22 protein-coding genes and 2 pseudogenes are annotated in these 24,700 nt (G+C 72.2%); 4 read left to right on the top strand and 20 right to left on the bottom strand.

Annotated features, from left to right (window positions below; genetic code table 11):
• Nucleotides 1-94 (top strand): annotated as a pseudogene (locus AB0F29_RS39515) (3-keto-5-aminohexanoate cleavage protein); the annotation flags it as partial.
• A gap of 11 nt (nt 95-105) precedes the next feature.
• On the opposite strand, the gene der reads toward AB0F29_RS39515, so the two are convergent.
• From der to aroH, 5 genes are all read right to left on the bottom strand, one after another.
• A complete protein-coding gene (gene der, locus AB0F29_RS39520; RefSeq protein WP_361883258.1) occupies nt 106-1,575 on the bottom strand; it encodes a ribosome biogenesis GTPase Der in 1,470 nt (489 codons plus the stop codon).
• A gap of 68 nt (nt 1,576-1,643) precedes the next feature.
• Nucleotides 1,644-2,300 (bottom strand): lysophospholipid acyltransferase family protein, encoded by a 657-nt coding sequence (locus AB0F29_RS39525; protein WP_361883261.1) that lies wholly within the window; start codon nt 2,298-2,300, stop codon nt 1,644-1,646.
• Complete coding sequence (cmk, locus tag AB0F29_RS39530; RefSeq protein ID WP_361883263.1) at nt 2,297-2,992, bottom strand: (d)CMP kinase; 696 nt, start codon at nt 2,990-2,992, stop codon at nt 2,297-2,299. Before cmk ends, AB0F29_RS39525 begins: the two co-directional genes overlap by 4 nt.
• A gap of 146 nt (nt 2,993-3,138) precedes the next feature.
• The gene (locus tag AB0F29_RS39535) at nt 3,139-4,224 is read right to left on the bottom strand and encodes a prephenate dehydrogenase (RefSeq protein ID WP_361883266.1); all 1,086 of its coding nucleotides are present in this window, start codon (nt 4,222-4,224) and stop codon (nt 3,139-3,141) included.
• Nucleotides 4,221-4,583 (bottom strand): chorismate mutase, encoded by a 363-nt coding sequence (aroH, locus tag AB0F29_RS39540; protein ID WP_018959649.1) that lies wholly within the window; start codon nt 4,581-4,583, stop codon nt 4,221-4,223. Before aroH ends, AB0F29_RS39535 begins: the two co-directional genes overlap by 4 nt.
• A 259-nt stretch (nt 4,584-4,842) precedes the next feature.
• Between aroH and AB0F29_RS39545 the strand changes: the two genes are divergently transcribed.
• Both AB0F29_RS39545 and AB0F29_RS39550 read left to right on the top strand, forming a co-directional pair.
• The gene (locus AB0F29_RS39545; RefSeq protein ID WP_361883269.1) at nt 4,843-5,268 is read left to right on the top strand and encodes a Rieske (2Fe-2S) protein; all 426 of its coding nucleotides are present in this window, start codon (nt 4,843-4,845) and stop codon (nt 5,266-5,268) included.
• A gap of 55 nt (nt 5,269-5,323) precedes the next feature.
• Nucleotides 5,324-6,082, top strand: coding sequence for a nucleotidyltransferase domain-containing protein (locus AB0F29_RS39550; protein WP_361883272.1), 759 nt, complete (start codon nt 5,324-5,326; stop codon nt 6,080-6,082).
• Here the strand turns inward: AB0F29_RS39550 and AB0F29_RS39555 are convergent.
• The 14 genes from AB0F29_RS39555 to AB0F29_RS39620 all read right to left on the bottom strand — a co-directional run bounded on the left by AB0F29_RS39555 (nt 6,048) and on the right by AB0F29_RS39620 (nt 21,581).
• Nucleotides 6,048-6,491 carry an SRPBCC family protein gene (locus AB0F29_RS39555; RefSeq protein WP_361883275.1) on the bottom strand — a complete coding sequence of 148 codons (444 nt, stop codon included), beginning with the start codon at nt 6,489-6,491 and terminating at the stop codon, nt 6,048-6,050. The two genes, AB0F29_RS39550 and AB0F29_RS39555, sit on opposite strands and share 35 nt — an antisense overlap.
• A gap of 119 nt (nt 6,492-6,610) precedes the next feature.
• A complete protein-coding gene (locus AB0F29_RS39560) occupies nt 6,611-7,636 on the bottom strand; it encodes an ADP-ribosylglycohydrolase family protein (protein ID WP_361883278.1) in 1,026 nt (341 codons plus the stop codon).
• A gap of 103 nt (nt 7,637-7,739) precedes the next feature.
• The gene (locus AB0F29_RS39565; RefSeq protein ID WP_361883281.1) at nt 7,740-8,489 is read right to left on the bottom strand and encodes an NUDIX domain-containing protein; all 750 of its coding nucleotides are present in this window, start codon (nt 8,487-8,489) and stop codon (nt 7,740-7,742) included.
• Nucleotides 8,486-9,565: an AAA family ATPase gene (locus tag AB0F29_RS39570; RefSeq protein WP_361883284.1), complete on the bottom strand. Its 1,080-nt coding sequence runs from the start codon at nt 9,563-9,565 to the stop codon at nt 8,486-8,488. Before AB0F29_RS39570 ends, AB0F29_RS39565 begins: the two co-directional genes overlap by 4 nt.
• Complete coding sequence (gene pnuC, locus AB0F29_RS39575) at nt 9,562-10,215, bottom strand: nicotinamide riboside transporter PnuC (RefSeq protein ID WP_361883287.1); 654 nt, start codon at nt 10,213-10,215, stop codon at nt 9,562-9,564. Before pnuC ends, AB0F29_RS39570 begins: the two co-directional genes overlap by 4 nt.
• Before the next feature lie 130 nt (nt 10,216-10,345).
• Entirely contained in the window at nt 10,346-11,740 is a 1,395-nt protein-coding gene (locus tag AB0F29_RS39580; RefSeq protein ID WP_361883290.1) for a pseudouridine synthase, read from the bottom strand.
• On the bottom strand, nt 11,740-12,396 hold the full coding sequence (scpB, locus tag AB0F29_RS39585) for an SMC-Scp complex subunit ScpB (protein ID WP_361883293.1): 657 nt from the start codon (nt 12,394-12,396) through the stop codon (nt 11,740-11,742). The genes AB0F29_RS39580 and scpB overlap by 1 nt, the downstream gene beginning before the upstream one ends.
• Entirely contained in the window at nt 12,393-13,430 is a 1,038-nt protein-coding gene (locus tag AB0F29_RS39590) for a segregation/condensation protein A (protein WP_361883336.1), read from the bottom strand. Before AB0F29_RS39590 ends, scpB begins: the two co-directional genes overlap by 4 nt.
• Nucleotides 13,431-13,573: 143 nt before the next feature.
• The gene (locus AB0F29_RS39595) at nt 13,574-14,134 is read right to left on the bottom strand and encodes a hypothetical protein (protein ID WP_361883339.1); all 561 of its coding nucleotides are present in this window, start codon (nt 14,132-14,134) and stop codon (nt 13,574-13,576) included.
• Complete coding sequence (locus AB0F29_RS39600; protein ID WP_007448578.1) at nt 14,131-15,249, bottom strand: ParA family protein; 1,119 nt, start codon at nt 15,247-15,249, stop codon at nt 14,131-14,133. The genes AB0F29_RS39595 and AB0F29_RS39600 overlap by 4 nt, the downstream gene beginning before the upstream one ends.
• 368 nt (nt 15,250-15,617) lie before the next feature.
• Nucleotides 15,618-16,733, bottom strand: coding sequence for an alanine dehydrogenase (ald, locus tag AB0F29_RS39605; RefSeq protein WP_361883342.1), 1,116 nt, complete (start codon nt 16,731-16,733; stop codon nt 15,618-15,620).
• 143 nt (nt 16,734-16,876) lie between these two features.
• Nucleotides 16,877-19,009 carry a tetratricopeptide repeat protein gene (locus tag AB0F29_RS39610; RefSeq protein ID WP_361883296.1) on the bottom strand — a complete coding sequence of 711 codons (2,133 nt, stop codon included), beginning with the start codon at nt 19,007-19,009 and terminating at the stop codon, nt 16,877-16,879.
• A 189-nt stretch (nt 19,010-19,198) separates the two neighbouring features.
• Nucleotides 19,199-19,825: an NUDIX hydrolase gene (locus AB0F29_RS39615; protein ID WP_361883299.1), complete on the bottom strand. Its 627-nt coding sequence runs from the start codon at nt 19,823-19,825 to the stop codon at nt 19,199-19,201.
• 88 nt (nt 19,826-19,913) lie between these two features.
• Entirely contained in the window at nt 19,914-21,581 is a 1,668-nt protein-coding gene (locus AB0F29_RS39620; protein ID WP_018959665.1) for a CTP synthase, read from the bottom strand.
• 442 nt (nt 21,582-22,023) lie between these two features.
• Between AB0F29_RS39620 and AB0F29_RS39625 the strand changes: the two are divergent.
• Nucleotides 22,024-23,823: pseudogene (locus AB0F29_RS39625) on the top strand (glycoside hydrolase family 15 protein); the annotation flags it as partial.
• 58 nt (nt 23,824-23,881) lie between these two features.
• On the opposite strand, the gene AB0F29_RS39630 reads toward AB0F29_RS39625, so the two are convergent.
• Nucleotides 23,882-24,688, bottom strand: coding sequence for an aminotransferase class IV family protein (locus tag AB0F29_RS39630; protein ID WP_361883302.1), 807 nt, complete (start codon nt 24,686-24,688; stop codon nt 23,882-23,884).
• Between the last annotated feature and the right edge of the window lie 12 nt (nt 24,689-24,700).

Here is a 24,700-nt window from a genome sequence, read left to right on the forward strand (position 1 = left end):
CGTCAAGGCCACCAACGGTCAGTTGGTGGAGCACGCCGTGCGGATCACCGAATCCCTGGGCTCCCGGGTCGCCACGCCCGACGAGGCACGCGCGACTCGCCGGTGCTACTTGTTGCGGCCGCGCTTCTCGCGGACCCGGACGGAGATGTGGATCGGGGTGCCCTCGAAGCCGAACTCCTCGCGCAGACGGCGCTCGACGAAGCGGCGGTAGCCGTGCTCCAGGAAGCCGGAGGCGAAGAGCACGAAGCGCGGGGGCTTGGTGCCCGCCTGGGTGCCGAAGAGGATACGCGGCTGCTTGCCGCCGCGGATCGGGTGCGGGTGGGAGGCGACGATCTCGCCGAGGAAGGCGTTGAGCCGGCCGGTGGGGATCCGGGTCTCCCAGCCCTCGATCGCGGTCTCGATCGCCGGGACCAGCTTCTCCATGTGGCGGCCGGTGAGGGCCGAGACGTTGACGCGCGGGGCCCAGGCGATCTGCGCGAGCTCCGTCTCGATCTCGCGCTCCAGGTAGTAGCGGCGCTCCTCGTCGAGGGTGTCCCACTTGTTGAAGGCGACGACCAGGGCGCGCCCGGCGTCCACGGCCATGGTGATGATCCGCTGGTCCTGGACGCTGATGGACTCGCTGGAGTCGATCAGGACGACGGCGACCTCTGCCTTCTCGACGGCGGCGGCCGTACGCAGCGAGGCGTAGTAGTCCGCGCCCTCCTGGAGGTGGACTCGGCGGCGGATGCCGGCCGTGTCGATGAACTTCCAGGTGATGCCGCCGAGCTTGATCAGCTCGTCGACCGGGTCACGGGTGGTGCCGGCCTGCTCGTTGACGACGACCCGGTCCTCGCCCGCGACCTTGTTCAGCAGGGAGGACTTGCCGACGTTCGGGCGGCCGATCAGGGCGATGCGGCGGGGGCCGCCGAGCGCCGTGCCGAACTTCTGGGCCGGGGCGTCGGGCAGGGCCGCGAGGACCGCGTCCAGCATGTCGCCGGTGCCGCGGCCGTGCAGCGAGGAGACCGGGTAGGGCTCGCCGAGGCCCAGCGACCACAGGGCGGTGGCGTCCGCCTCGCCGCTCTGTCCGTCGACCTTGTTGGCGCAGAGGACGACGGGCTTGCCGGCCCGGCGCAGCAGCTTGACGACGGCCTCGTCGGTGTCGGTGGCGCCGACGGTCGAGTCGACGACGAAGACGACCGCGTCGGCCGTCTCGATGGCGTACTCGGCCTGGGCGGCGACGGAGGCGTCGAGGCCCAGCACGTCCTGCTCCCAGCCGCCGGTGTCGACGACCTTGAAGCGGCGTCCGGCCCATTCGGCCTCGTAGCTGACGCGGTCGCGGGTGACGCCGGGCTTGTCCTGCACGACGGCCTCGCGGCGGCCGATGATCCGGTTCACCAGGGTCGACTTGCCGACATTGGGGCGGCCGACGACGGCGAGCACGGGGAGCGGGCCGTGACCGGCCTCGTCGAGGGCGCCCTCGACCTCCTCGGGATCGAAGCCTTCCTGCGCGGCGAGCTCCATGAACTCCGCGAACTCGGCATCGCCAAGTGCTCCGTGCTCGTGGCCCGAGCCGTCGGAGTGAATCTGGTCGTTCATGAAGTCCGTTCCTCTTTGCATCATCATCGATGGACCGCGATCACCGCGGTCCACTACTCAAGTCTCGCCTATCGCCCGGTGAGGCGCTTGGCACTTTCCAGGTGGGCGGTCAGCTTCGCCTGGATCCGCAGGGTCGCCTCGTCCAGCGCCCTGCGCGTCCGCCGCCCGTCGCCGGCGCTCGCGTCGAACGCGTCGCCGAAGACGACGTCGATCGGGCTGCGCAGCGGGGGCAGCCCCCGTATCAACCGTCCGCGGCGCTCGGTGCTTCCCAGGACAGCCACGGGGACGATCGGAGCCCCGCCCCGTACCGCGAAGTACGCGAGTCCGGCCCGCAGCGAGGCGAAGTCTCCTTCGCCGCGGGTGCCCTCGGGGAAGATCCCGAGGACGCCGCCGTCCTCCAGCACGCCGAGCGCATGGGTGATGGCGGTGCGGTCGACGGATCGGCGGTCCACCTCGATCTGCCCGATTCCGTGCAGGAACGGGTCGAGAGGGCCGACGAACGCCTCCTTCTTGATCAGGAAGTGCACCGGCCGGGGCGCGGTGCCCATCAGCATCGGTCCGTCGATGTTGTGGGAGTGGTTCACCGCGAGTATGACGGGTCCGGCGGCGGGCACGCGCCACGCGCCCAGGACCCTGGGCTTCCACAGCCCGTACATCAGGCCGATGCCGATGGTTCGCCCGAGGGCCGCTCCGCGCAGCGTGGGCGCGCCTGTGGCATCGCTCACGCGGCGACCCGCTTCCCCTCGACGAGGGTGACGACGCACTCGATGACCTGCTGGAGGGTCAGCTCGGTGGTGTCCACCTCGACGGCGTCGTCCGCCTTGGCGAGCGGCGAGGTCTTGCGGCCGGAGTCGGCGGCGTCCCGCAGAATCAGTGCCTCGCGGGTGGCGGTCAGGTCGGAGCCCTTGACCTCGCCGCTGCGGCGGGCGGCGCGGGCCTCCGGGGAGGCGGTGAGGAAGATCTTGAGGTCGGCGTCGGGCAGCACGGTGGTGCCGATGTCCCGGCCCTCGACGACGATGCCGCCGGTCGCGGCCGCGGCGATGGAGCGCTGGAGCTCGGTGATGAGCGCCCGCACCTCGGGGACGGCGCTGACGGCGCTGACCTTGGAGGTGACCTCCTGGCTGCGGATCGGGCCTGAGGCGTCCTCGCCGTCGACGGTGATCGTCGGGGCGGCGGGGTCGGTGCCGGAGACGATCACCGGCTTGGCGGCGGCGGTCGCGATCTCGGCCGGGTCGCCCGCGTCGATGCCGTTGCTCAGCATCCACCAGGTGATGGCCCGGTACTGCGCGCCCGTGTCCAGGTAGCTCAGGCCGAGCTGGGCGGCGACGGCCTTGGACGTGCTCGACTTGCCGGTGCCCGAGGGCCCGTCGATGGCGACGATCACGGAGGAGCGTGCGGTTTCCACGGTGGTGGACACCTTCCTGGTACACGGTGCGGGGACGGACGGGCCTTGAGGACGGCCTCGTACCAGGTTACCGAGTACCGGGCGGGCCCATGTACCCCGTACGGGGGAGGCGGGCCACCCGGGCGGGGGTGGCGCCGCCCCTGTCGTACGGGAAGGGCTCAGCCGCGGATCGACCAGCCGCGTTCCTGGAGGGCCGCGCCGAGTACCGGGGCGGCGCTGGGCTCGACCATGATCTGTACGAGGCCCGCCTGCTGGCCGGTGGCGTGCTCGATGCGGACGTCCTCGATGTTGACCCCGGCCCGGCCGGCGTCGGCGAAGATCGCGGCCAGTTCGCCCGGCTTGTCGCCGATGAGGACGGCCACGGTCTCGTAGACGGTGGGGGCCGCGCCGTGCTTGCCGGGGACCCGGACGCGGCCCGCGTTGCCGCGGCGCAGGACGTCCTCGATGGCGTCGGTGCCCGCGCGCCGCTTCTCCTCGTCGGCGGAGTGCAGGCCGCGCAGCGCGGTCACGGTCTCCGCCAGGTCGGCGGCGACCCCCGCGAGGACGTCGGCGACCGGGCCGGGGTTGGCGGAGAGGATCTCCACCCACATGCGGGGGTCGGACGCGGCGATCCGGGTGACGTCGCGGATGCCCTGCCCGCACAGCCGTACGGCGGTCTCGTCGGCCTCCTCCAGCCGGGCGGCGACCATCGAGGAGATCAGCTGCGGGGTGTGCGAGACGAGGGCCACGGCCCGGTCGTGGGCGTCGGCGTCCATGACGACGGGGACGGCCCGGCACAGGGCGACGAGCTCCAGCGCGAGGTTGAGCACCTCGGTGTCGGTGTCCCGGGTCGGGGTGAGGACCCAGGGGCGGCCCTCGAAGAGGTCGGCGATCGCGGCGAGCGGCCCCGAGCGCTCCTTCCCGGCCATCGGGTGCGTACCGATGTACGGGGTGAGGTCGAGGCCGAGCGCCTCCAGCTCGCGGCGCGGGCCGCCCTTGACGCTGGCGACGTCCAGGTAGCCGCGGGCCACCCCGTCGCGCATGGCGGCGGCGAGGACGGCGGCGGTGTGCGCGGGCGGCACGGCGACGATCGCCAGGTCGACGCGGCCTTCCGGTGCCTCGTCGGTGCCGGCGCCGAGCGCGGCCGCGGTGCGGGCGCACGCGGGGTCGTGGTCGACGAGGTGCACATGGACGCCGCGACCGGCCAGTGCGAGGGCGGCGGAGGTGCCGACGAGCCCGGTTCCGATGACGAGGGCGGTTCTCACTGGGCGATGTCCTTGCGCAGAGCGGCGGTGGCGCCGAGGTAGACGTGGCTGATCTCGGCGCGCGAGAGGTAGGTCTCGACATGCACGAGGATACGGACGACCCGGGGCATGGCCCCCTCGATGTCCAACTCCTGGGCACAGATCAGGGGTACGTCGACGATTCCGAGGCCGCGCGCGGCGGCGGCGGGGAAGTCGCTGTGCAGGTCGGGGGTGGCGGTGAACCAGATGCTGATCAGGTCGTCGGCGACGAGTTCGTTCCGGTCCAGAACGGCCGTCAGCAGCTCGCCGACCCGCCGGCCCATGTGCCCGGCCTCGTCCTGGTCCAGCTGGACGGCGCCCCGGACCGCTCGTACCGCCACGTCGTGCTCCTCTTGATCTTCGCTGTTCGCTCTTCTTCCGCCTCCGGGTCCGTCGCCCTGGGGCGCGGCACGGCTGCTCACCTCAGCCTAGATCGGCAGCGGCGGACCTGATCACGGCGTTCCGTCCGTGAGACGGGCGGGCCAGGGCCGTCGGGGCCCCGTCCACCACTCGGTCGGGCGCACGGTCCGCGCGGTTGCTTCGCCCGGGGGCCTGCCACCGCCACGATGGCGCCCACCCACCGCCATCGAAGGAGAGCCCATGAACGCACGGCGAAGGACGGTGCTGGCCGCGGGTGCGGCGGGCGCCGCGGCCCTGGCCACCGGCTGCGGATCCTCCGACGGGGGCGGCGGCGAGGACGCTAGCCCGACGCCGGCCGTGTCGGGGGACGCCCCGGGCGGGGCGGAGCTGGCCCGGACCGCGGACATCCCGGTCGGCGGCGGCACCGTCTTCAAGGAGCGGAAGGTGGTGGTGACCCAGCCGGAGGAGGGTGAGTTCCGGGCGTTCTCCGCCGTCTGCACCCATGCGAGCTGCCTCGTCTCGACGGTGAGCGACGGCACGATCAGCTGCCCCTGCCACGGCAGCAGGTACAGCATCACGGACGCCGCGGTCGAGGCCGGCCCGGCGACCCGGCCGCTGCCCGCCGAGCGGATCACCGTATCGGGGGGCGCGATCCGGCTGGGCTGAGAGCGGGCCGGAATCTCCGAGGCGCGGCGGCCCCCGCGCACGTACGCTCGCCGGCATGATCACCGCCGCCGACGAGGCACTCGTACGCGACCACACGGTCTACGCCTGCGTGATGGGCTCGCGCGCGTTCGGACTGGCCACGGAGGACAGCGATACGGACCGGCGCGGGGTGTTCCTCGCGCCCACCCCGCTGTTCTGGCGCTTCGAGAAGCCGCCGACGCATGTGGAGGGCCCCGCGCCGGAGCAGTTCTCCTGGGAGCTGGAACGCTTCTGCGAGCTGGCGCTGCGGGCCAACCCGAACGTGCTGGAGTGCCTGCACTCCCCGCTGGTGGAGTCCGTGGACGACACCGGCCGCGAGTTGCTGGCCCTGCGCGGGGCGTTCCTGTCGCGGCTCGCGCACGGCACGTGTCTCCGGTACGCGCTGGGTCAGCGGAGGAAGCTGGAGGCCGACGTACGGGTCCATGGCGCGCCGCGCTGGAAGCACGCGATGCATCTGCTGCGGCTGCTGGCGAGCTCCCGGGACCTGCTGCGCACGGGCGAGCTGCGCATCGACGTCGGCGAGGCCCGTGAGGAGCTGCTGGCGGTGAAGCGGGGCGAGGTGTCCTGGCCGGAGGTGGAGCGCCGGATGGACCGCCTCGGCGAGGAGAACGACGAGGCCGCGACCCGCTCCCCGCTGCCGCCGGAACCCGGCCGGGCGGCCGTGGAGGACTTCCTCGTGCGGGCCCGGCGGGCCTCGGCGGCGCGCGATCAGGCGCCGACCGGGCCCGCACCGATCGCGCTCACACCGTACGGGGACCGCCCGACGCGGCCGTGAGTTCGGCCAGCTTCTGGAACTCGCCCAGGTCGTAGTTGGTCAGGGCGGAGTCCAGGTTGGTCAGCGCCCCCAGGTGCTCGATGAATCCCTGGGGGTCGTACTCGATCTGCAGGGCGACCCGGCTCGATGTGTCGTCGAGCCGGTGGAAGGTGACCACCCCCGCGTGGTGGACCCCCTCGGTCGTCTTCCAGGCGATGCGGTCCTCGGGGACCACCTCGGTGAGTTCCGCGACGAAGCGCTTCTCCGCACCGGGCAGCGAGAGCTGCCAGGCGAAGCGCCGCTCATCGATCGGATCGACGCGCTGGACGTGGCTCAGGAACCTCGGCCACTGGGTGACATCGCTCCACAGGGACCAGGCGACGTCCACGGGCGCCTTGATGTCGACGGTCTCGACGAGTGAGGAGGACACGGATACCACCGAACCTTCCGTACGGGAACAGGTCCGCCCTCTCGTACCCGGTCGTCCTCCGCTCACTCAGGGAGGTCGCGTCAGAGAAACGATGACGCGCACCCGCCGGCCGGTACGGTTCAGGCGTCCCAGAGGGCCGCGAGGGACAGCAGGTCGCTGCGGTACTCGATGCGCTCGGACCATTCCTTGGGCCAGGCGGACGCGCCCAGGTGCGCCCCGGCGAGCGCTCCGGCCAGGCAGGCGATCGAGTCGGAGTCGCCCCGGGTGCAGGCGGCCCGGCGCAGGGCGGTGACGGGCTCCTCGGGGAACAGCAGGAAGCAGTGCAGCGCGGTCGCGAGGGCCTCCTCGGCGATCCAGCCGTCCCCGGTCCGCTCGCACGGGTCGGTCTCCGGTGACGGGGCGCGCAGCGCGTCCTGGACGCGTCCCAGCGCGGTCAGGCACTCGTCCCAGCCGCGCTGGATGTACGCCTGCGGGGTGGCGTCGCCCGCGTGGCGCCAGAGGTCGCCGAGCCAGCGGGTGTGGTAGCGGCCCCGGTTCTCGTAGGCGTAGCTGCGCAGCTGCCCGATCAGGCCGAGGGGTTCGGCGCCCTGGGCGAGCAGGAACACCGCGCGGGCCAGCAGGTCGGAGGCGGTGAGCGCGGTGGGGTGGCCGTGGGTGAGGGCGGCCTGGAGCTGGGCGGCCCCGGCGCGCTGCTCCTCGCTGAGGCCGGGGACCAGGCCGATGGGGGCGACCCGCATGTTGGCGCCGCAGCCCTTGGAGTGCGTCTGGCTGGCCTCCTGCCAGACCCGGGTGTGTTCGAGCAGGCGGCAGGCGGTGAGGCAGGTGTTGCCCGGGGCCCGGTTGTTGTCCGGTGAGTGGTACCAGGCGACGAATTCCGCGCGGACCGGGTCCACCAGCCGTTCGGGCGTGAGCAGTCCGCTGTCCATGGCGGTGCGGATGCCCCGGCCCAGGGCGATCGTCATCTGGGTGTCGTCGGAGACGACGGCGGGAGTCAGGAGGGGAAGCTGCCGCCAGGGGCCGAACTTGGCGAGGATGGCGGGCACGTCGTTGAACTCGGTGGGGAAGCCCAGGGCGTCGCCGAGCGCGAGCCCGGTCAGCACGCCGGTGGCCGCCTGCTTGGTGAGCGGCGGGGTGGAGATGGTCATCTGTCTCGTCCTTCCGGTACGGAGTGCGACGGGGCTGCGGAGTGCGCGTACGCGCGGAGCTGCGGATTGCGCGCGGGGCTGCGCATGACGACGGGGCTGCGGGTCACAACGGGTCCCCCGGGGCGTCCGGTCGTGGCGGGCGCAGGAGCGGCGGGTGCAGGGCGGTGGCGTCGCCCGCCCGGTAGAGGGCTGCCGGTTTGCCCCGGCCGCCGGTGCGGCGCGGCGGGCCCTCGACTGCCTGGACGAAGCCGGGCGCGTTCAGGACCTTGCGCCGGAAGTTGGGGCGGTCCAGCTCGACGCGCCAGACGGTCTCGTAGACCTGCTGGAGCTCGCCGAGGGTGAACTCGGCGGGGCAGAACGCGGTGGCCAGGCAGCTGTATTCGAGCTTGGCGCCGATCCGGTCGTGGGCGTCGGCGAGGATCCGGTCGTGGTCGAAGGCCAGCGGTCCGGTGGAGTCCGCGTCCCACCACCGGGCGCTCGCCGCGTCGCCACCGCCGCGCGGTTCGGGCAGGTCCGGCAGGAGTGCGGCGTACGCGACAGAGACGACTCGCATCCTCGGGTCGCGGTCCGGGGCGGTGTAGGTGCGCAGCTGTTCGAGGTGAAGAGTGCCGACTGCGCCGTGGCCGAGGCCGGTCTCCTCGGCGAGTTCGCGGCGGGCGGCGTCCTCGGCGGACTCCCGGGGCAGCAGGAAGCCGCCGGGCAGCGCCCACCGGCCCCGGAAGGGCTCCTGGCCGCGTTCGACGAGCAGTACGTGCAGCCGGGCCTCGCGGACGGTGAAGACCGCGAGATCGACGGTGACCGCGAACGGGGCGAAGGCGTGCGGGTCGTAGCCCTCGGGGGCGGGGGTGCTCATCGTTTCTCCGGGAGGGGTGCGGCGAAGTCCCAGCCGGTGGCGAGGAGTTCGTCGACGGCGGTGACGGCGGCGGCGAGCCGTGCCTCGGGCGGGCCGGTGACCTCGATGAACCGCCGTCCCGTGCGGGTGAGTTCGGCGCGGAAACGGTCGGTCATCCAGGGGCGCAGCTCCTCCCCGTCCCGCAGCCCGTCGTCCTCGAAGGGGACGCCCTCGTGGTCGGTGAGCAGCCACAGGTGGTGGGCGGCGCGGTCGGCGATCTCCTCGACGAGCGGGTTGCGGCCGCCGACGTACCGCTCGTGCCAGACGGTGGTGGCGAAGGAGTCGGTGTCGCAGAGGAGCACCGGGGACCCGGCGCGGGCGGCCTCCTCCTCCCGTTCGTTCTGGGCCCGCGCGATGAGAGGGAAGTCGTCGGTGGTGAAGCTGACGTCCTCCCAGGCGGCCCCGGGCCACCGTGCGCGCAGGGCGGCGAGTTTGTGTTCGCTGTACTCGCGCCCGTACTCGGCGACGCAGCCGGTGCGCGCCCACACGCCGCCGCGTGCGCGGTAGTGGGCGGCGAGCGCCCGCGCGAGGGTGGTGGTGCCGGTCGACTCCGCGCCGAGGACGACGACTCGGCGGGCGAGGGCCGCCCGCACGGGTGGCCGGAGGAAGTCCCAGCAGTCGGCCGGGGACCGGCGCACGGCGGTGCCGGAGACCGGGAAGAGGGTGCGGTCGGGGTCGACGAGGACGGACGCCGCGCCGAAGCGGCGGCCCAGCTCCTCGCCGTACGCCTCCGAGGTGAAGACGGCGTCCACCCGCTCGGGCACGGCCGTGGTGAAGACCGCCATGTGCGCGTCCCAGACGGCCGGGTCGGCCACGTCCATGTGCGTGTCGTCGACCGTGCCCACCACCGTGACGTCGGGGTGGGCCTCGCGCATCCAGGCGACGCGGTCGGCGAGCGGGACGGACTCCACGGAGGCGGCGCAGACCAGCACGGTCAGCCGTTCGCAACGGTCCCGGGCGGTCTCGACGAGGTGGTGGTGACCGGCGTGCGGCGGGTAGAACTTGCCGAGGACCAGGCCGTGTTCGTAGCGCTTCATGCCGCCGCCTCCGGGGTCCGGGTGTCGCGTACGGTCAGGTCGCGATGCCAGTTGCGCAGGCCGACGAGGCAGAGCGCGAGGAACCCGGCGTACAGCAGCGAGGTCAGATACAGCCCCTTGTGGGCGTAGAGCGGGATGTAGACCACATCGGCGGCGATCCACAGCCACCAGGACTCCAGCCGCTTCCGGCACTGTCCGTACGTCGCCATCAGCGACAGGGACGTCGTCAGCGCGTCCCAGAACGGGACGGTGGAGTCGGTGGCCCGGGACAGCAGCAGAGTGATCCCGAGGGTCCCCACCACCCCCGCCGCGAGCAGCCAGGTCCATTCGGTGCGGGTCGTTCTGCGCACCGGCAGGACGGCGGTCCCTGGTCCACCCCCGTGGGTCCAGGTCCACCAGCCGTACGCGGCGAGGGTGATGAAGACGATCTGGAGGCCGGCGTCGGCGTACAGACCGGACTGGGCAAACAGCAGGATGAAGAAGAGGTTGTTGGCGATGCCGATCGGCCAGTTGGCGAGGTGCTGGCGGGCCACGAGCCAGACGCACAGCGCCCCGCTTCCGAAGCCCAGCACCTCGGTCCAGCTGACCGGGGTGTCCAGGATCGTCACCAGGGGCTGTTGCAGGGGATCGAGTACGTCCGCGAGACTCACGCCTGCCTCCTTCTTAATAGTCACTATGACTATAAAGGCTGGGCGGGGGCAGCAAAAGGCCCGCGGCCGGTTCTGTTCGAACTTTCCGAACGGATACCGGCCGCGGGCCTTCGTACGACGTCGGGTGCGGCTAGAGGCCGACCTCGCGCATCAGCATGCCGACCTCGGTGTTGGTGAGGCGGCGCAGCCAGCCGGACTTCTGGTCGCCCAGCGGGATCGGCCCGAAGGACGTCCGCACGAGGCGCTCGACCGGGAAGCCGGCCTCGGCCAGCATCCGGCGCACGATGTGCTTGCGGCCCTCGTGGAGGGTCACCTCGACCAGGTAGTTCTTGCCGGTGTTCTCGACGACGCGGAAGTGGTCGGCGCGGGCGTAGCCGTCCTCCAGCTGGATGCCGTCCTTGAGCCGCTTGCCGAGGTCGCGCGGCAGGGGGCCCTGGATGGCGGCCAGGTAGGTCTTCTTGACGCCGTACTTGGGGTGCGTGAGGCGGTGGGCCAGCTCACCGTGGTTGGTGAGCATGATGATGCCCTCCGTCTCGGTGTCCAGCCGGCCGACGTGGAACAGCCGCGTCTCGCGGTTGGTCACGTAGTCGCCGAGGCACTGGCGGCCGTCCGGGTCCTCCATCGAGGAGACGACGCCCGCGGGCTTGTTCAGCGCGAAGAACAGGTAGGACTGGGCGGCGACGGTCAGACCGTCGACCTTGATCTCGTCCTTGTGCACGTCGACGCGCTTGCCCTGCTCGACGACGATCTCGCCGTTGACCTCGACGCGGGACTGCTCGATCAGCTCCTCGCACGCGCGACGCGAGCCCATACCGGCCCGGGCGAGGACCTTCTGCAGCCGCTCGCCCTCCTCCTCGGCGCCCGGGTGGGTCTTGGGGAGGTTGATCACGGGCTTGTTCGCGTACCGGTCGCGGTTGCGCTGCTCGATCTTGGCGTCCAGCTCACGCGGGCGCGAGGGTGCCGCACGACGGAAACCGCCACTGCGGCCGCTGCCGCCCTGTGCGGGCTTCGGGCCGCCCTTGGCCCCGCCGCGGGCAGCCGAGCCGCGGCCCTTGCGGGGGCCGTCCTGCTCGGCCCGGACGCCGGGGGCGTCGTTGCCGACGTCGTAGCGGCGCTCCTCCGGGCGGGGACGGCGGGGGCGCTGTTCCTCGTCACGCCCGCCCTGGTAGCTCGAACGCCCGTCCTGAGAGCCCGGACGTCCGCCCTGGCCGGTGGGACGCCCGCCCTGGCTTCCGCCGCGGCCGCCGCCCTGGCCGCCGGGACGGCCACCCTGACTGCCGCCGCGCCCGCCCTGAGCGGAGGGACGACCGCCCTGACCGGAGGGACGGCCGCCCGGGGCTCCGGGCCGCCCGCCCTGGCTTCCGCCGCGGCCGCCGCCCTGGCCGCCGGGACGGCCTCCCTGGCCGCCGCCGCCCTGGCCCTGGCGGGAGGAGCCGCCGCCACTGCGGCCGCCGCTGCCCGCGCCTCCGCCACTCCGGCCGCTGCCGCCGCTGCCGCTTCCGCTGTTCCTGCCACTGCTTCGCATCAAAATTCCGTCTTGTCGTCTGCGTGAGTATCCGGGGTGTCCGGTGCGTCCGGATCGAACGACGGCACACCCTCTAGCGTCTCAGCCTCGATCGCGTCCGCCTCGGGGAGGAAGGGCGCGAGTTCCGGGAGCTCGTCCAGGCCTCGCAGGCCCATTCGCTCCAGAAAGTAGTTCGTCGTCCTGTACAGGATCGCACCTGTTTCGGGTTCCGCGCCCGCCTCCGCCACCAGGCCCCTCTGGAGGAGGGTCCGCATGACGCCGTCGCAGTTGACTCCGCGCACCGCCGAGACCCGCGAGCGGCTCACCGGCTGCCGGTACGCGACCACCGCCAGGGTCTCCAGCGCGGCCTGGGTGAGCCGGGCGTGCTGGCCGTCCAGGACGAAGCCCTCCACGGCCGCCGCGTACTCGGGGCGCGTGTAGAACCGCCAGCCGCCCGCGACGAGTCGCAGGTCGAAGCCCCGGCGCTGCACGGTGTACTCGTCGGCCAGCTCCCGCAACGCGTCCGCCACGGCCCTGCGGGGCCGCTGGAGCACCTTGGCCAGGTGGTCGACGGTGGCGGGCTCGTCGACGACCATGAGGACCGCCTCCAGCGCGGGCTTCAGATCGAGCGCGGCGACCACGCCCTCGTCGGTCTCCTGAGTCGGCTGCTCGCTCATTCCCGTACGTCCCTTTCGTCAGCGCCTCCGTTGAGCTCCCGGTCGAACTCGTCCGTCACCACCGGCACCGCCTCCGCCCCGCCGCACCAGGTCACCAGCAGGTCGCCCAGCGCCTCGTCCTGGTCGAGGGTGACGGCCTTCTCGCGGTACAGCTCCAGCAGGGCCAGGAACCGGGCGACCACGGTCAGGGTGTCCGGCGCGTCCCCGGTCAGCACCGCGAAGCTCACCGCCGCCCCGGCCTCGCGCAGCCGCTCCACCACGAGGCCCGCCTGCTCCTGGACGCTGACCAGCGGGGCGTGGATGTGGTCCACGTACACCTGGGGCTTGGGCTTCGGCTGCATCGCCTTCACCGCGAGCCGGGCGAAGCCCTCGGGCCCGATGCTGATGACCACCTCGGGCAGCAGCGCGGCGTGCTGGTCCTCCAGGCCGACCGTACGGGGGTGGCGGCGGGCCTCCGACTCCAGGCGGCCCTGGAAGATCTCGGCGATCCGCTTGTACGCGCGGTACTGGAGCAGCCGCGCGAAGAGCAGGTCCCGCGCTTCCAGGAGCGCGAGGTCGGCCTCGTCCTCGACCTCGGCGGCGGGCAGCAGCCGGGCGGCCTTGAGGTCGAGCAGCGTGGCGGCGACGACGAGGAACTCGGTGGTCTGGTCGAGGTCCCAGTCGGGGCCCATGGCGCGGATGTACGCCATGAACTCGTCGGTGACCTTCGACAGGGCGACCTCGGTCACATCCAGCTTGTGCCTGGAGATCAACTGGAGGAGGAGATCGAAGGGGCCCTCGAAGTTCACCAGCCGGACGGTGAAGCGCTTGTCGTCCGCCTCCGGCTCCGGTACCGCTTCCGGCTCCGACACCTGGACGGTTTCCGGCTCCGGACCTGGCTCCGGTACGGCTTCCGGCTCCGGTACGGGCTCAAGCTCCCGTACGGGCTCAGGCTCTCGTACCGACCCCTCCGCCTCCACGGGCGGCGCCACCGCACCCGGCCCCCGCCCCAGGGCGCGGCGGCGCGGGGTGGCGGGGTCGTCGGGCGGGGGCATGGTGGTCCAGAGGTGGGACGGCGGCGCGGGCGGGTCCCGCCGGGCGGCGGGTCCAGGGCCTGTCGTCACATTCCCGCCGTCGCCCGAAGGGCAGCCGGGAATGTGACGACAGGCCCTGGTGCAGGCTACCCGCGCCGTGCCGCTCAGCGGCCGCGCAGCCGCCGTACGAGGATGCTCGCGTCGCCCCGGGACTCCAGGTCGGCCAGGACCACCGCCACCGCCTCGCGGACGATGCGGCCGCGGTCGACGGCGAGGCCGTGTTCGCCGCGCAGGACGAGCCGGGCGTGTTCGAGGTCCATCAGTTCCTCGGCGGAGACGTAGACCGTGATCTTCTCGTCGTGGCGTTCCCGGCCGCTGGGGCGGCGGTTGGCGCCGCGTCCGCCGCCTCGCCTGCGCTGCTGCTGGACCGCCGGTGGCTGCTCGGCCGGGGCGGCGGAAGGCGCGGGGCGCTCGCCGGAGGAGGCCTTGGCGGACGGGGCGCGCTCGTCGGCGCGGCTGCGTGAGTCGCCGCCGTCGGCGTCGGCCGCGGCGTGCTCCTGCCGGTCGGCGGGGGTCGCCTGGCCGGAGGGATCGCTCTCCCCGGCGGGCGCGGGCACCCGCGGCTCGCCGTTCGCCTTGCGCCGCCGCTCCGCCGGCGAGGACGGCTGGAGGCCCATCCCGCCTCCGGTGGTACGGAACAGTTCGTCGGCCCCCGGCAGACTCACTCGGCGTGACACCGGGCGAGCACCTCCCTGGCGAGCTGGCGATAGGCGGCTGCGCCGACCGAGTTGGAGGCATAGGTGGTGATGGGCTCACCGGCGACCGTGGTCTCCGGGAAGCGGACCGTGCGGCCGATGACCGTGTGGTAGACGTGCTCGTCGAAGGCCTCGACGACGCGCGCCAGGACCTCGCGGCTGTGCACCGTACGGGAGTCGTACATGGTGGCGAGGATGCCGTCGAGCTCCAGCTCCGGGTTGAGCCGCTCCTGGACCTTCTCAATGGTCTCGGTGAGCAGCGCCACCCCGCGCAGGGCGAAGAACTCGCACTCGAGCGGCACTATGACCTTGTGAGCGGCCGTCAGGGCGTTCACGGTGAGCAGGCCGAGCGAGGGCTGGCAGTCGATCACGATGTAGTCGTAGTCGGCCATCAGCGGCTTCAGGGCGCGCTGGAGCGTGGACTCGCGGGCCACCTCGCTGACGAGCTGCACCTCGGCCGCGGAGAGGTCGATGTTGCTGGGCAGCAGGTCCATGTTGGGGACCGCGGTCTTGAGCAGGACGTCGTCGGCCGTCATGCCCCGCTCCATGAGCAGGTTGTAGACGGTGAGGTCCAGCTCCATCGGGTTGACCCCGAGGCCCACGGAGAGGGCGCCCTGCGGGTCGAAGTCGACGAGCAGGACCCGGCGTCCGTACTCCGCGAGCGCGGCACCCAGGTTGATGGTCGACGTGGTCTTGCCGACGCCGCCCTTCTGGTTGCACATCGCGATGATCTTCGCGGGGCCGTGGTCGGTCAGGGGGCCCGGGATCGGGAAGTACGGCAGGGGCCGCCCGGTCGGGCCGATGCGCTCGCGGCGCTGACGCGCGGCGTCGGGCGCGAGGGTGGCCGCGTACTCCGGATCGGGCTCGTACTCGGCGTCGGGGTCGTAGAAGTGCCCCTCGGGCACCTCGGCGAAGTCGGCGAAGCGGTCGGTGTCCCGGCTGCTCTCGTTGCCGGCCGTGGCGTTCACGTGTAGGCCGTCCATCATCTGGGGGGCTGTCGTCATGTGCTGTTGGGTGGCGAAGGTGCGGACAGCGACGGAGCCGACAGCTTCGAGCCCGATCGGGCTCAGACCCCGTGCAGGCATCCCTGGTTGACCACCCCCGGGAGTAATTGTCGACTCATTCACAAGTCGTCTTACCTCCTTGGACGTGACCAGGAAACTTATCGATAGGTCAGCGTGGCACCATGCCGACGATTGGCGACTCTATGGCGTGTCACCGGTCCGCAGCAACACAATCCGCCGGACCCGGCCCGATGTGTCGGCAATCGAACGCCTCGCTGTCAAGGGTGCACAGCGTCCAAGCCGCACATTTCACCGCAGCACGAAACGGGTAAAGGGTTACGTTCGGCACGAGTTGCGCAAGGGCCCCACAGGGCCCGATACGCGTGCGGCCGGACCTTGCTCGGCAAGGTCCGGCCGGACGCGCGATGTTGACGGAGGGGGTTGACCCGTCAGCCCAGGAGCGCGGTCAGCTCGACGTGCGGGAGACCGTGCGCTTCGGCCACCTCGCGGTAAACCACCTGGCCCTCATGGGTGTTGAGGCCCTTGGCGAGTGCGGCGTCGCGGCGCAGGGCGTCGGCCCAGCCGCGGTTCGCGAGCTCCACGATGTAGGGCAGCGTCGCGTTGGTGAGCGCGTAGGTGGAGGTGTGGGGCACCGCGCCGGGCATGTTGGCGACGCAGTAGAAGACCGAGTCGTGGACCAGGAAGGTCGGCTCGGCGTGGGTCGTCGGACGCGAGTCCTCGAAGCAGCCACCCTGGTCGATTGCAATGTCGACAAGTACACTTCCGGGCTTCATCTTGGCGACGAGCTCGTTGGTGACCAGCTTCGGGGCCTTGGCTCCGGGGATCAGCACGGCGCCGATGACGAGGTCGGCCTCGACGACGGCCTTCTCCAGCTCGAAGGCGTTGGAGACGACGGTCTGCACCTTGGTGCCGAAGATCTTGTCGGCCTCGCGCAGCTTGTTGATGTCGCGGTCGAGCAGCGTGACGTGGAAGCCGAGACCCACGGCGATCTGCGTGGCGTTCCAGCCGGAGACACCGCCGCCGATGACGACGGCCTTGCCCGCCGCGGTGCCGGGTACGCCGCCGGGCAGCACGCCGCGACCGCCGACGGAGCGCATCAGGTGGTACGCGCCGACCTGCGGGGCGAGGCGGCCCGCGACCTCGGACATCGGGGCGAGCAGCGGGAGGGCGCGGTTCGCGGTCTCGACCGTCTCGTAGGCGATGGCGGTGGTGCCGGAGGCCAGCAGCGCGTCGGTGCACTCGCGGGAGGCGGCGAGGTGCAGGTACGTGAAGAGGGTCTGGTCCTTGCGGAGCCGGTGGTACTCCTCGGCGACCGGCTCCTTGACCTTCAGCAGCAGGTCGGCGGCGGCCCAGACCTCATCGGCGGTGGCAAGGATCCGGGCGCCGGCGGCGACGTACTCCTCGTCCGGGATGGACGAGCCGACACCGGCGTCGTGCTCGATGACGACCTGGTGGCCGTGGCGGACGAGCTCATGCACTCCGGCGGGGGTGATCGCCACCCGGAACTCGTTGTTCTTGACTTCGCGGGGGATGCCGACCTTCACGTCGATCACGGTCCTTGGCTCGGAGGGTCATCCGGGCAGAACGGTGCATACCCGGACATATACAGCTTAAATGGAGACGCCACGGAGGACCGCGGCAGAGCCAGTCTAATGAAGGACTTCGCGCTGTCTAGCCTTACAAAGCATTAACTTTCTGTCGAAGCACTACGGATTTCGTAGGCAGAAGCCTCCTCGCCCAGCAATCTATCGGCCGCGTTCCGGTGCAGCCCGGCCGCCGCGGGGTCCCCGAGCCGGTCCAGCGTGTCGGCGAGCCGCAGCTGGAGCGCCGCCTGAAGTCGCACGTCGCCGGCGTGCCGGGCCAGGTCGACGGCCTCCCGGCAGGTCTGGAGCGAGTCGTGCGGCCGGCCCGCGTACTCCTGGACCCTGGCCGCCTCGCTGAGCGCCCGCGCCCGGGCCGCCGGATCGCCGAGCCTGCGATGTCCCGAGGCGGCGGCCCGCCAGTTCCGCAGCGCCTCGCCGTAGCGCCCGGCGTACGTGTGGACCGCCCCGAGCCGCCCGTACAGCCGGGCCTCGTCGGCGCGCTCGCCCTGGGTCAGCCGCTGGGCGAGCGCCCGGCCGTACCAGTCGGCGGCCCGGTGGTAGTCCCCCAGCTCCTCGTACGCGCCGCCCACGGATTCCATCGCGCGGCCGGTGGCGTACAGGTCCTTCGCGGCCTTTCCGGCGTCCAGCGCGGCCCGGTAGCGGGTCAGCGCGTCCCGGGTGCGGCCGGTGCGGGCGTCCAGGTCCGCGAGGTTCAGCAGGGCGGCCGCCTGCTCGCGGGGCAGCTCGCGGCGGAGCGCCACGTCCAGGACGAGGCCGTGCAGCCCGTACAGCTCGGGGGCGGCCTCCTCCGTCCCCCGGTGCGCGGCCAGCGCTCGCACCAGGGCCGCCACCAGGCGCCGCGCCAGGGTGTCGAGCTCGCCGTCCGCCACGGCGAGCCGGGCCGATGCGAGCAGGGCGGGCTGGCGGACCCGCAGCCACGCGCCCGCCTCGTCCGCGCTCGGGAAGCGCAGCGAGCGGGGCAGGCCTGCGAGCCTGCGGCGGGCGGGGGAGCTCTCCGGCTCGGTGACCGCCCGGCAGGACTGGAGCCGGCGCACGGTCCGCTCCAGCATCCGGGCGCGGGCGAGCTGGATCTCTGCCGGCCGGTCCCGGTCCTCCAGGAGGGCCAGCAGCAGCGGGGCGAGGCAGCCGGGCACCGCGTACTGGGGATGGGCCGCGCCGTCCGTCCGCAGCAGCCCGAGCTTCACGAAGTCGTCGAGGGTGGAGCGGGCGGCGGAGACCGAGCAGCCGGCCAGCGCGGAGGCCGTGTGGGCGTCGGCGAGCCCGGCGGGGGCGAGGGCCAGCAGACGCAGTATCCGGGCGGCGGCCTGGGGCAGGGAGTCGTGGACGAGCCGGAACGCGCGGGCCAGCGGGCGGACGCCGGTGGGCAGTTGCTCGCCGGGGTCGGGGAGCTCGTGCAGCTGCTTGGCGACGTCGGCGACCGAGGCCATGGGGTGCGCGGCGAGCAGGCCGCCCATCAGGGCGAGCGCCGCGGGCTGGCCCCCGCACTCCTCGGCCAGGCTCTCCGCCGTGCGGGGGTCGACGGTGATGCGGACCTGTCCGATGACGCGGGCGAGCAGCCGCACCGCCGCGCCCGCCTCCAGTCCGCCGAGGGTGCAGGGCCGTACGTCGGGGATGCCGGTCAGCGGTCCGGTCGCGGTGGCGAGGACCAGGCAGTCCGGGTTCTCCGGGAGGAGCGGGTCGACCTGTTCGGCGTCGGCGGCGTCGTCGAGCACCAGGACGAGCCGGCGTACGGCGAGGGCCTCGCGGACCATCTCGGAGAGTTCGTCCTGATCGGCGCCGGGCGGGACCGCCACCCCGAGGAGGCCGAGGATCTCGCCCGCGGTGCGTTCGGTGGGAACGCTCCCGCCGCCGGGGTCGGTGAGACCGACCCGGAGCACCCCGTCGGGGTAGTCGCCGGAGCCCGTACCGGGAACGGCCCAGGGCAGTGCGCCCGGGGCGGTCGCGGCGGCCCCGGCGGCGTCGGTTCCGGTGAGCGCTCCGGCCAGCTCCTCGGCGAGTGCGCTGCGGCCGGATCCGGGCCGGCCCGCGATGAGCAGGACCCGGGCGCGGGGGGTCTTGCGGCCGGCCAAGGTGTCGAGTCCGGCCCGCTCGATGTCCGCCCGCAGGGCCTTCAACTCACGTTCGCGGCCGAAGAATCGGGGCGGGACGGCGCCGGACGGCTCCTCGGTCCCCGGGGCCTTTGCCGGGCCGCTGGTGTCCACCGCCTGATCGGTCACGAGCCACGCTCCACTTCGCTGCACGCGGTGCCCGCCGGAACTCCGGTCGGGTGCGTTTCGAGCGTAGTTCAGCGGTGACGACGATCACTGCGGAGTGGGGCGGAGCACGGGGAACATCCCCCGATCGGATCAGCATTTCTTCATTCTTAATGACCGATCGGGGGGTGGGGCAGGGGTCCAGACTGCCCGTCAGGCCTCGAAGGGGCGGGCCGGCCAGGGCGCGTCGGCGGGGCGCAGGGAGTCGACGCCGTCGCCCGCGCGTACGGCGGAGAGCGCGAGCACTCCGACGACCAGGCAGTTGTTGTGCACGTCCCCCGCGATCACCGAGCGGACCAGCTCGGGCAGCGGCACCCGGGCGTGCTCCATGTCGGCCTCCTCCTCGGCGACCGCGTACCGCTCGCCCTCCGCCTCGGAGAGATCGCGGGCGAGGAAGACGCGCACGGCTTCGTCGCAGCCGCCGGGCGTGGTGTAGACGTCGGTCAGCACCCGCCAGTCCTCGGCCTTGACGTGCGCCTCCTCGTACAGCTCGCGCTGAGCGGCGTGCAGGGGGTTCTCGCCGGGGACGTCGAGCAGTCCGGCCGGGATCTCCCAGAGCCGGTGGCGCACCGGGTGGCGGTACTGGCGCAGCACGATGACCCGGTCGTCGTCGTCCAGCGCGAGGACGGCGACGGAGCCGGGGTGGACCTGGTAGTCACGGCCGTGGACGGACCCGTCGGGCATCACCACCTGGTCGGTGCGGACGCTGGTCTTGGCGCCGGTGAAGGGGGTCGCGGTCGCGGTGACCTGCCACTCCTCGGGCTTGTCCTGGATACCCATGTACGTCCACGTCCTCCCACGAACCAACGGAAACCGGGGTACCGATCCGCGCAGGATCCGTACCCCGGTCAACCGTAGTGCCTCGGTGTTACGCGTCCGCGCCCTTCGCGGCGGCGACCTGGCGCGCGACGGCGGCCTTCACCAGACCCGCGAAGAGCGGGTGCGGGCGGGTCGGGCGGGAGCGCAGCTCCGGGTGCGCCTGGGTGGCGACCAGGTAGGGGTGCGTCTCGCGCGGGTACTCGACGTACTCGACGAGCTTGTTGTCCGGGGAGGTGCCGGAGAAGACCAGTCCGGCCTTCTTCTCCAGCTCGCCCCGGTAGGCGTTGTTGACCTCGTAGCGGTGGCGGTGGCGCTCCTCCACGTACGGCTGGCCGTCGTAGGCCTCGCGGACGAGGGAGCCCTCGGCGAGCTTGGCCGGGTAGAGGCCGAGCCGCATGGTGCCGCCCAGGTCGCCCGCGCCCTCGACGTAGGCGAGCTGCTCCTCCATCGTCGAGATGACGGGGTGGGAGGTGGCGGCGTCGAACTCGGTGGAGTTGGCGTCGGGGATCTCGGCGAGCGAGCGGGCCGCCTCGATCACGATGCACTGGAGGCCGAGGCAGAGGCCGAGCAGCGGGACCTTGTTCTCGCGGGCGTAGCGGATGGCGCCGACCTTGCCGTCGACACCGCGCTCGCCGAAGCCGCCCGGGATGCAGATCGCGTCGACGTCCCCGAGGTGCTCGGCGGCGCCCGCCGCGGTCCGGCAGTCGTCGGAGGTGACCCACTTGACCTTGACCCGGGCCTTGTTGGCGAAGCCGCCGGCGCGGATCGCCTCGGTGACCGAGAGATAGGCGTCGGGCAGGTCGATGTACTTGCCGACCAGCGCGACGGTGACCTCGTGGTCGGGGTTGTGGACCCGGTCCAGCAGATCGTCCCAGGTGGTCCAGTCGACGTCCCGGAACGGCAGGTCGAGCTTGCGCACGACGTAGGCGTCCAGACCCTCGGTGTGCAGCACCTTGGGGATGTCGTAGATCGACCGGGCGTCCGGGCAGGCCACCACGGCGGTCTCGTCGACGTCGCACATCAGCGAGATCTTGCGCTTGATGGCGGTGGGGACCTCACGGTCGGCGCGCAGCACGATGGCATCCGGCTGGATGCCGATGTTGCGCAGGGCGGCCACCGAGTGCTGGGTGGGCTTGGTCTTCAGCTCGCCGGAGGGGCCGATGTACGGCAGCAGCGAGATGTGGACGACGAAGACGTTGTCCCGGCCGACCTCGTGGCGGACCTGGCGGACGGTCTCCAGGAACGGCAGCGACTCGATGTCGCCGACCGTGCCGCCGACCTCCGTGATGACGACGTCCACGTCGTCGGTGGCCATACGGCGGATGCGGTGCTTGATCTCGTTGGTGATGTGCGGGATGACCTGGACGGTGTCGCCCAGATACTCGCCGCGCCGCTCCTTGGCGATGACCTGCGAGTAGATCTGGCCGGTCGTCACGTTGGCGGAGCCGTCGAGGTCGACGTCGAGGAAGCGCTCGTAGTGGCCGATGTCCAGGTCGGTCTCGGCGCCGTCGTTGGTGACGAACACCTCACCGTGCTGGAAGGGGTTCATCGTGCCCGGGTCGACGTTGAGGTAGGGGTCGAGCTTCTGCATGGTGACCCGCAGGCCTCGCGCCTTGAGCAGGGCACCCAGGCTGGAGGCAGTCAGACCCTTGCCGAGGGAGGAGGCGACACCCCCGGTGACGAAGATGTGCTTGGTCGTCGTGGATGTGGGCTGCATAGCCAAAGGGGGCTCCCGTGGTCGCGATTCTGAGGTGCGTACCGGCCGCCCAACCGGGGATTCCGGGGGCGCCGTCGCTGCGGTTCGGGGGCCTCGTGCGCTGTCGCGAACGACCACCGGTCCACGGGCTACCAGGGTAACAGCGACGGCGGGAGGCTGCTTCCGGCCACACCCCGCACAGGGCCGTCACACCTTCACCCCAGGCACTTCACGTCCCACTCGATCAGCTCAGAGATGTTGCGGCGACCGTCGCGCGGATCTTCGCGGCGCGTCGTATCCTGCTCAAACACTCGCTGCCGAGACGGCCGGGCGGCGGCGCCACCCAGGCCGCCCACCGGTACAGGACTCGTCGGATCTTCCCGGGTGAAAGACCCTACGACCCCCTTGACCTGCAGTAAGCGCCCTCTTACAGGGCGACATGGCCGTTCGACTGGAGACGCACGTGGCCGGGCGCATCGAGGATTACGCACTCATCGGAGACATGCAGACCGCAGCCCTGGTCTGCCGGGACGGCACAGCGGACTGGCTGTGCCTGCCCCGCTTCGATTCGCACGCCGTGTTCGCGGGGCTTCTGGGCACCGAGGAACACGGCTTCTGGCGCATGAGCCCCGCGAGAGCGGAAGGAACGGAACCGGCCTTCGCCGACCGGCGGCGCTATCGCGGCGACTCCCTCGTCCTGGAATCGGAGTGGGACACGCCGCGCGGCACCGTACGGGTGACCGATTTCATGCCCCCGCGTGACGGCGCGCCGCAGCTCATCCGGATCGTGGAGGGCGTCAGCGGCCGGGTGCCGATGCGCTCGGAGCTGCGGATGCGTTTCAGCTACGGCCGGGTGACGCCCTGGGTGCACAAGGTCGACAACCGCACGGTCGCCGTCGCCGGTCCGGACTCCGTCTGGCTGGACACCGAGGCGGAGACGTACGGCAAGAACCTGACCACCTACTCCGACTTCACCGTCGGCCCCGGCGACCGGGTGGCGTTCACGATCAGCTGGCAGCCCTCGCACCACGGGCCGCCCGCCCTCCCCGAACCCGAGGGGTCCCTGGAGGCGACCGAGCTGTTCTGGCGCGAATGGGTCGACCAGTGTACGTACCACGGGCCCTATCGGGAGGCGGTCGTCCGCTCCCTGATCACGCTGAAGGCCCTCACGTACGCGCCGACCGGCGGCATCGTCGCGGCCCCGACCACCTCGCTGCCCGAGGAGATCGGGGGCGTACGGAACTGGGACTACCGCTACACCTGGCTGCGGGACGCCGCGATCACCCTCTCCTCGCTGCTGCGCACCGGATACCGGGAGGAGGCCCGCGCCTGGCGCGAGTGGCTGCTGCGGGCGGTGGCGGGCGACCCGGAGAACCTCCAGATCATGTACGGCATCGCCGGCGAGCGCGAGCTCGGCGAGGCGGAGCTGGACTGGCTGCCCGGTTACGAGAACTCCGGCCCGGTCCGGGTCGGCAACGGAGCGGCCAACCAGCTCCAGCTCGATGTGTACGGCGAGGTCACCGAGGCGCTGCACCTGGCGCACATGACCGGGCTGACCCGCAACGACTACGCCATGGGCCTCCAGCTCAAGCTGATCGAGTATCTGGAGAAGCACTGGGAGGAGCCCGACGAGGGCATCTGGGAGGTGCGCGGGCCGCGCCGGCACTTCGTGCACTCGAAGGTGATGGCGTGGGTCGCGGTCGACCGGACGATCAAGCTGGTCGAGTCCGGGGACGTCGAAGGCCCGCTGGAGCGGTGGTACCAGCTCCGCGACGACATCCACCGGGACGTCTGCGACCGCGGCTACGACAAGGAGCGCAACACCTTCACCCAGTCCTACGGGTCGAAGGAGCTGGACGCCTCCCTGTTGCTCATTCCGCAGATGGGCTTCCTGCCGCCGGACGACAAGCGGGTCATCGGCACGATCGAGGCGATCCAGCGGGAGCTGTCCACGGAGGACGGCTTCATCCTGCGCTACCCGACGGAGGGCGAGAACGCGGGCGTCGACGGTCTGGCGGGCGACGAGGGCGCGTTCCTGGCCTGCTCGTTCTGGATGGCCGACGACCTCGCGATGATCGGCCGGGTCGACGAGGCGCGCCAGCTGTTCGAGAAGCTGCTGTCGCTCCGCAACGACCTGGGCCTGCTGGCCGAGGAGTGGGACTCCAACCTCCAGCGCCAGGTGGGGAACTTCCCGCAGGCGTTCAGCCATGTCCCGCTGATCGACACGGCTCTGCGGCTGACGGCGAGCGGCGCGTACGTCGGCGAGCCGCCGGCGGTGAGGACGGCTGCCCCGGGCTCTCCGGGACGGCCGTCGCGCGTTCTCAGGGGGCGGTGAGCGGTTCGGCCGCGTACGCCCGGTGGAGCAGTTCCAGGAACGGCGGCGCGGCCGGCAGCTCGGCCGCGCCGATCCGGTGGACGGGCACGCCCGGCGTCCAGGAGTTCATGACGACCGCTCCGGCGAGGCCGGGAAGGTCGTCGGGGGTGATCGCGACGGTCCGCTGGGCGACCCCGAGCCGGTCCAGCTGCCGGCGGACGATGCCCATGGTCGTCCCGGTCAGCAGGCCGGCCCGGGGCCACAGCACCGACGTACCGTCCCAGAAGGCCAGGTTCCAGATCGTCGCCTCGCTGAACCGGCCCTCCCCGTCCAGGAAGGCGGCGTCGTCGAAGCCGTCGGCGACGGCCCTGCGGAGCAGATGCGTCTTGGCCGGCTCGCCGACGTGCTTGATGTGCGGCTGGAACCGGTCGTGCCGGACCGCCGCCAGGGCGAGCGGCCCGGCGGGGCCGGACGACGCCGGGCCGGTGCGCACGAGGAGCGCGGGATCCGCGTCGGCCGCGGTGAACTCGCCCGCCGAGGAGTACACCGTGGCCGTCAGCGAGAGGTCGGCCGGTCCGTCGCGGAGCGCCGTACGCAGACGCGAGCGCACGAGGTCGTCCGGGAGAGCCCGGCCGAACAGCTCCGCCGACGCGGATCTCAGCCGCTCCAGGTGGAGGTCGAGGCCCCGGGCCCGGCCGCCGCGGATCTGTATCGCGGTGAAGTGGGCGTGGCCCGCGAAGGCGAGCGGCGCGAGGTCGCCGGCGGTGGCCGTCCGGCCGTTCACCTGCACGATGTACGGGGAATCCTGGTTCATGGTCCGGACGTT

Origin of the sequence: Streptomyces sp. NPDC026589 (assembly GCF_040638385.1) — a bacterium.
Classification (GTDB): Bacteria; Actinomycetota; Actinomycetes; order Streptomycetales; family Streptomycetaceae; genus Streptomyces.

Excerpts from the sequence above, each read along its gene's own strand:
- AB0F29_RS39630 (WP_361883302.1), bottom strand. The coding sequence starts at position 24,688 with ATGAACCAGGATTCCCCGTACATCGTGCAGGTGAACGGCCGGACGGCC.
- AB0F29_RS39615 (WP_361883299.1), bottom strand. The coding sequence starts at position 19,825 with ATGGGTATCCAGGACAAGCCCGAGGAGTGGCAGGTCACCGCGACCGCG.
- AB0F29_RS39590 (WP_361883336.1), bottom strand. The coding sequence starts at position 13,430 with ATGCCCCCGCCCGACGACCCCGCCACCCCGCGCCGCCGCGCCCTGGGG.
- AB0F29_RS39560 (WP_361883278.1), bottom strand. The coding sequence starts at position 7,636 with ATGACCATCTCCACCCCGCCGCTCACCAAGCAGGCGGCCACCGGCGTG.
- AB0F29_RS39565 (WP_361883281.1), bottom strand. The coding sequence starts at position 8,489 with ATGAGCACCCCCGCCCCCGAGGGCTACGACCCGCACGCCTTCGCCCCG.
- AB0F29_RS39550 (WP_361883272.1), top strand. The coding sequence starts at position 5,324 with ATGATCACCGCCGCCGACGAGGCACTCGTACGCGACCACACGGTCTAC.
- AB0F29_RS39545 (WP_361883269.1), top strand. The coding sequence starts at position 4,843 with ATGAACGCACGGCGAAGGACGGTGCTGGCCGCGGGTGCGGCGGGCGCC.
- AB0F29_RS39620 (WP_018959665.1), bottom strand. The coding sequence starts at position 21,581 with ATGCAGCCCACATCCACGACGACCAAGCACATCTTCGTCACCGGGGGT.
- AB0F29_RS39570 (WP_361883284.1), bottom strand. The coding sequence starts at position 9,565 with ATGAAGCGCTACGAACACGGCCTGGTCCTCGGCAAGTTCTACCCGCCG.
- scpB (WP_361883293.1), bottom strand. The coding sequence starts at position 12,396 with ATGAGCGAGCAGCCGACTCAGGAGACCGACGAGGGCGTGGTCGCCGCG.
- AB0F29_RS39580 (WP_361883290.1), bottom strand. The coding sequence starts at position 11,740 with ATGCGAAGCAGTGGCAGGAACAGCGGAAGCGGCAGCGGCGGCAGCGGC.
- der (WP_361883258.1), bottom strand. The coding sequence starts at position 1,575 with ATGAACGACCAGATTCACTCCGACGGCTCGGGCCACGAGCACGGAGCA.
- AB0F29_RS39600 (WP_007448578.1), bottom strand. The coding sequence starts at position 15,249 with ATGCCTGCACGGGGTCTGAGCCCGATCGGGCTCGAAGCTGTCGGCTCC.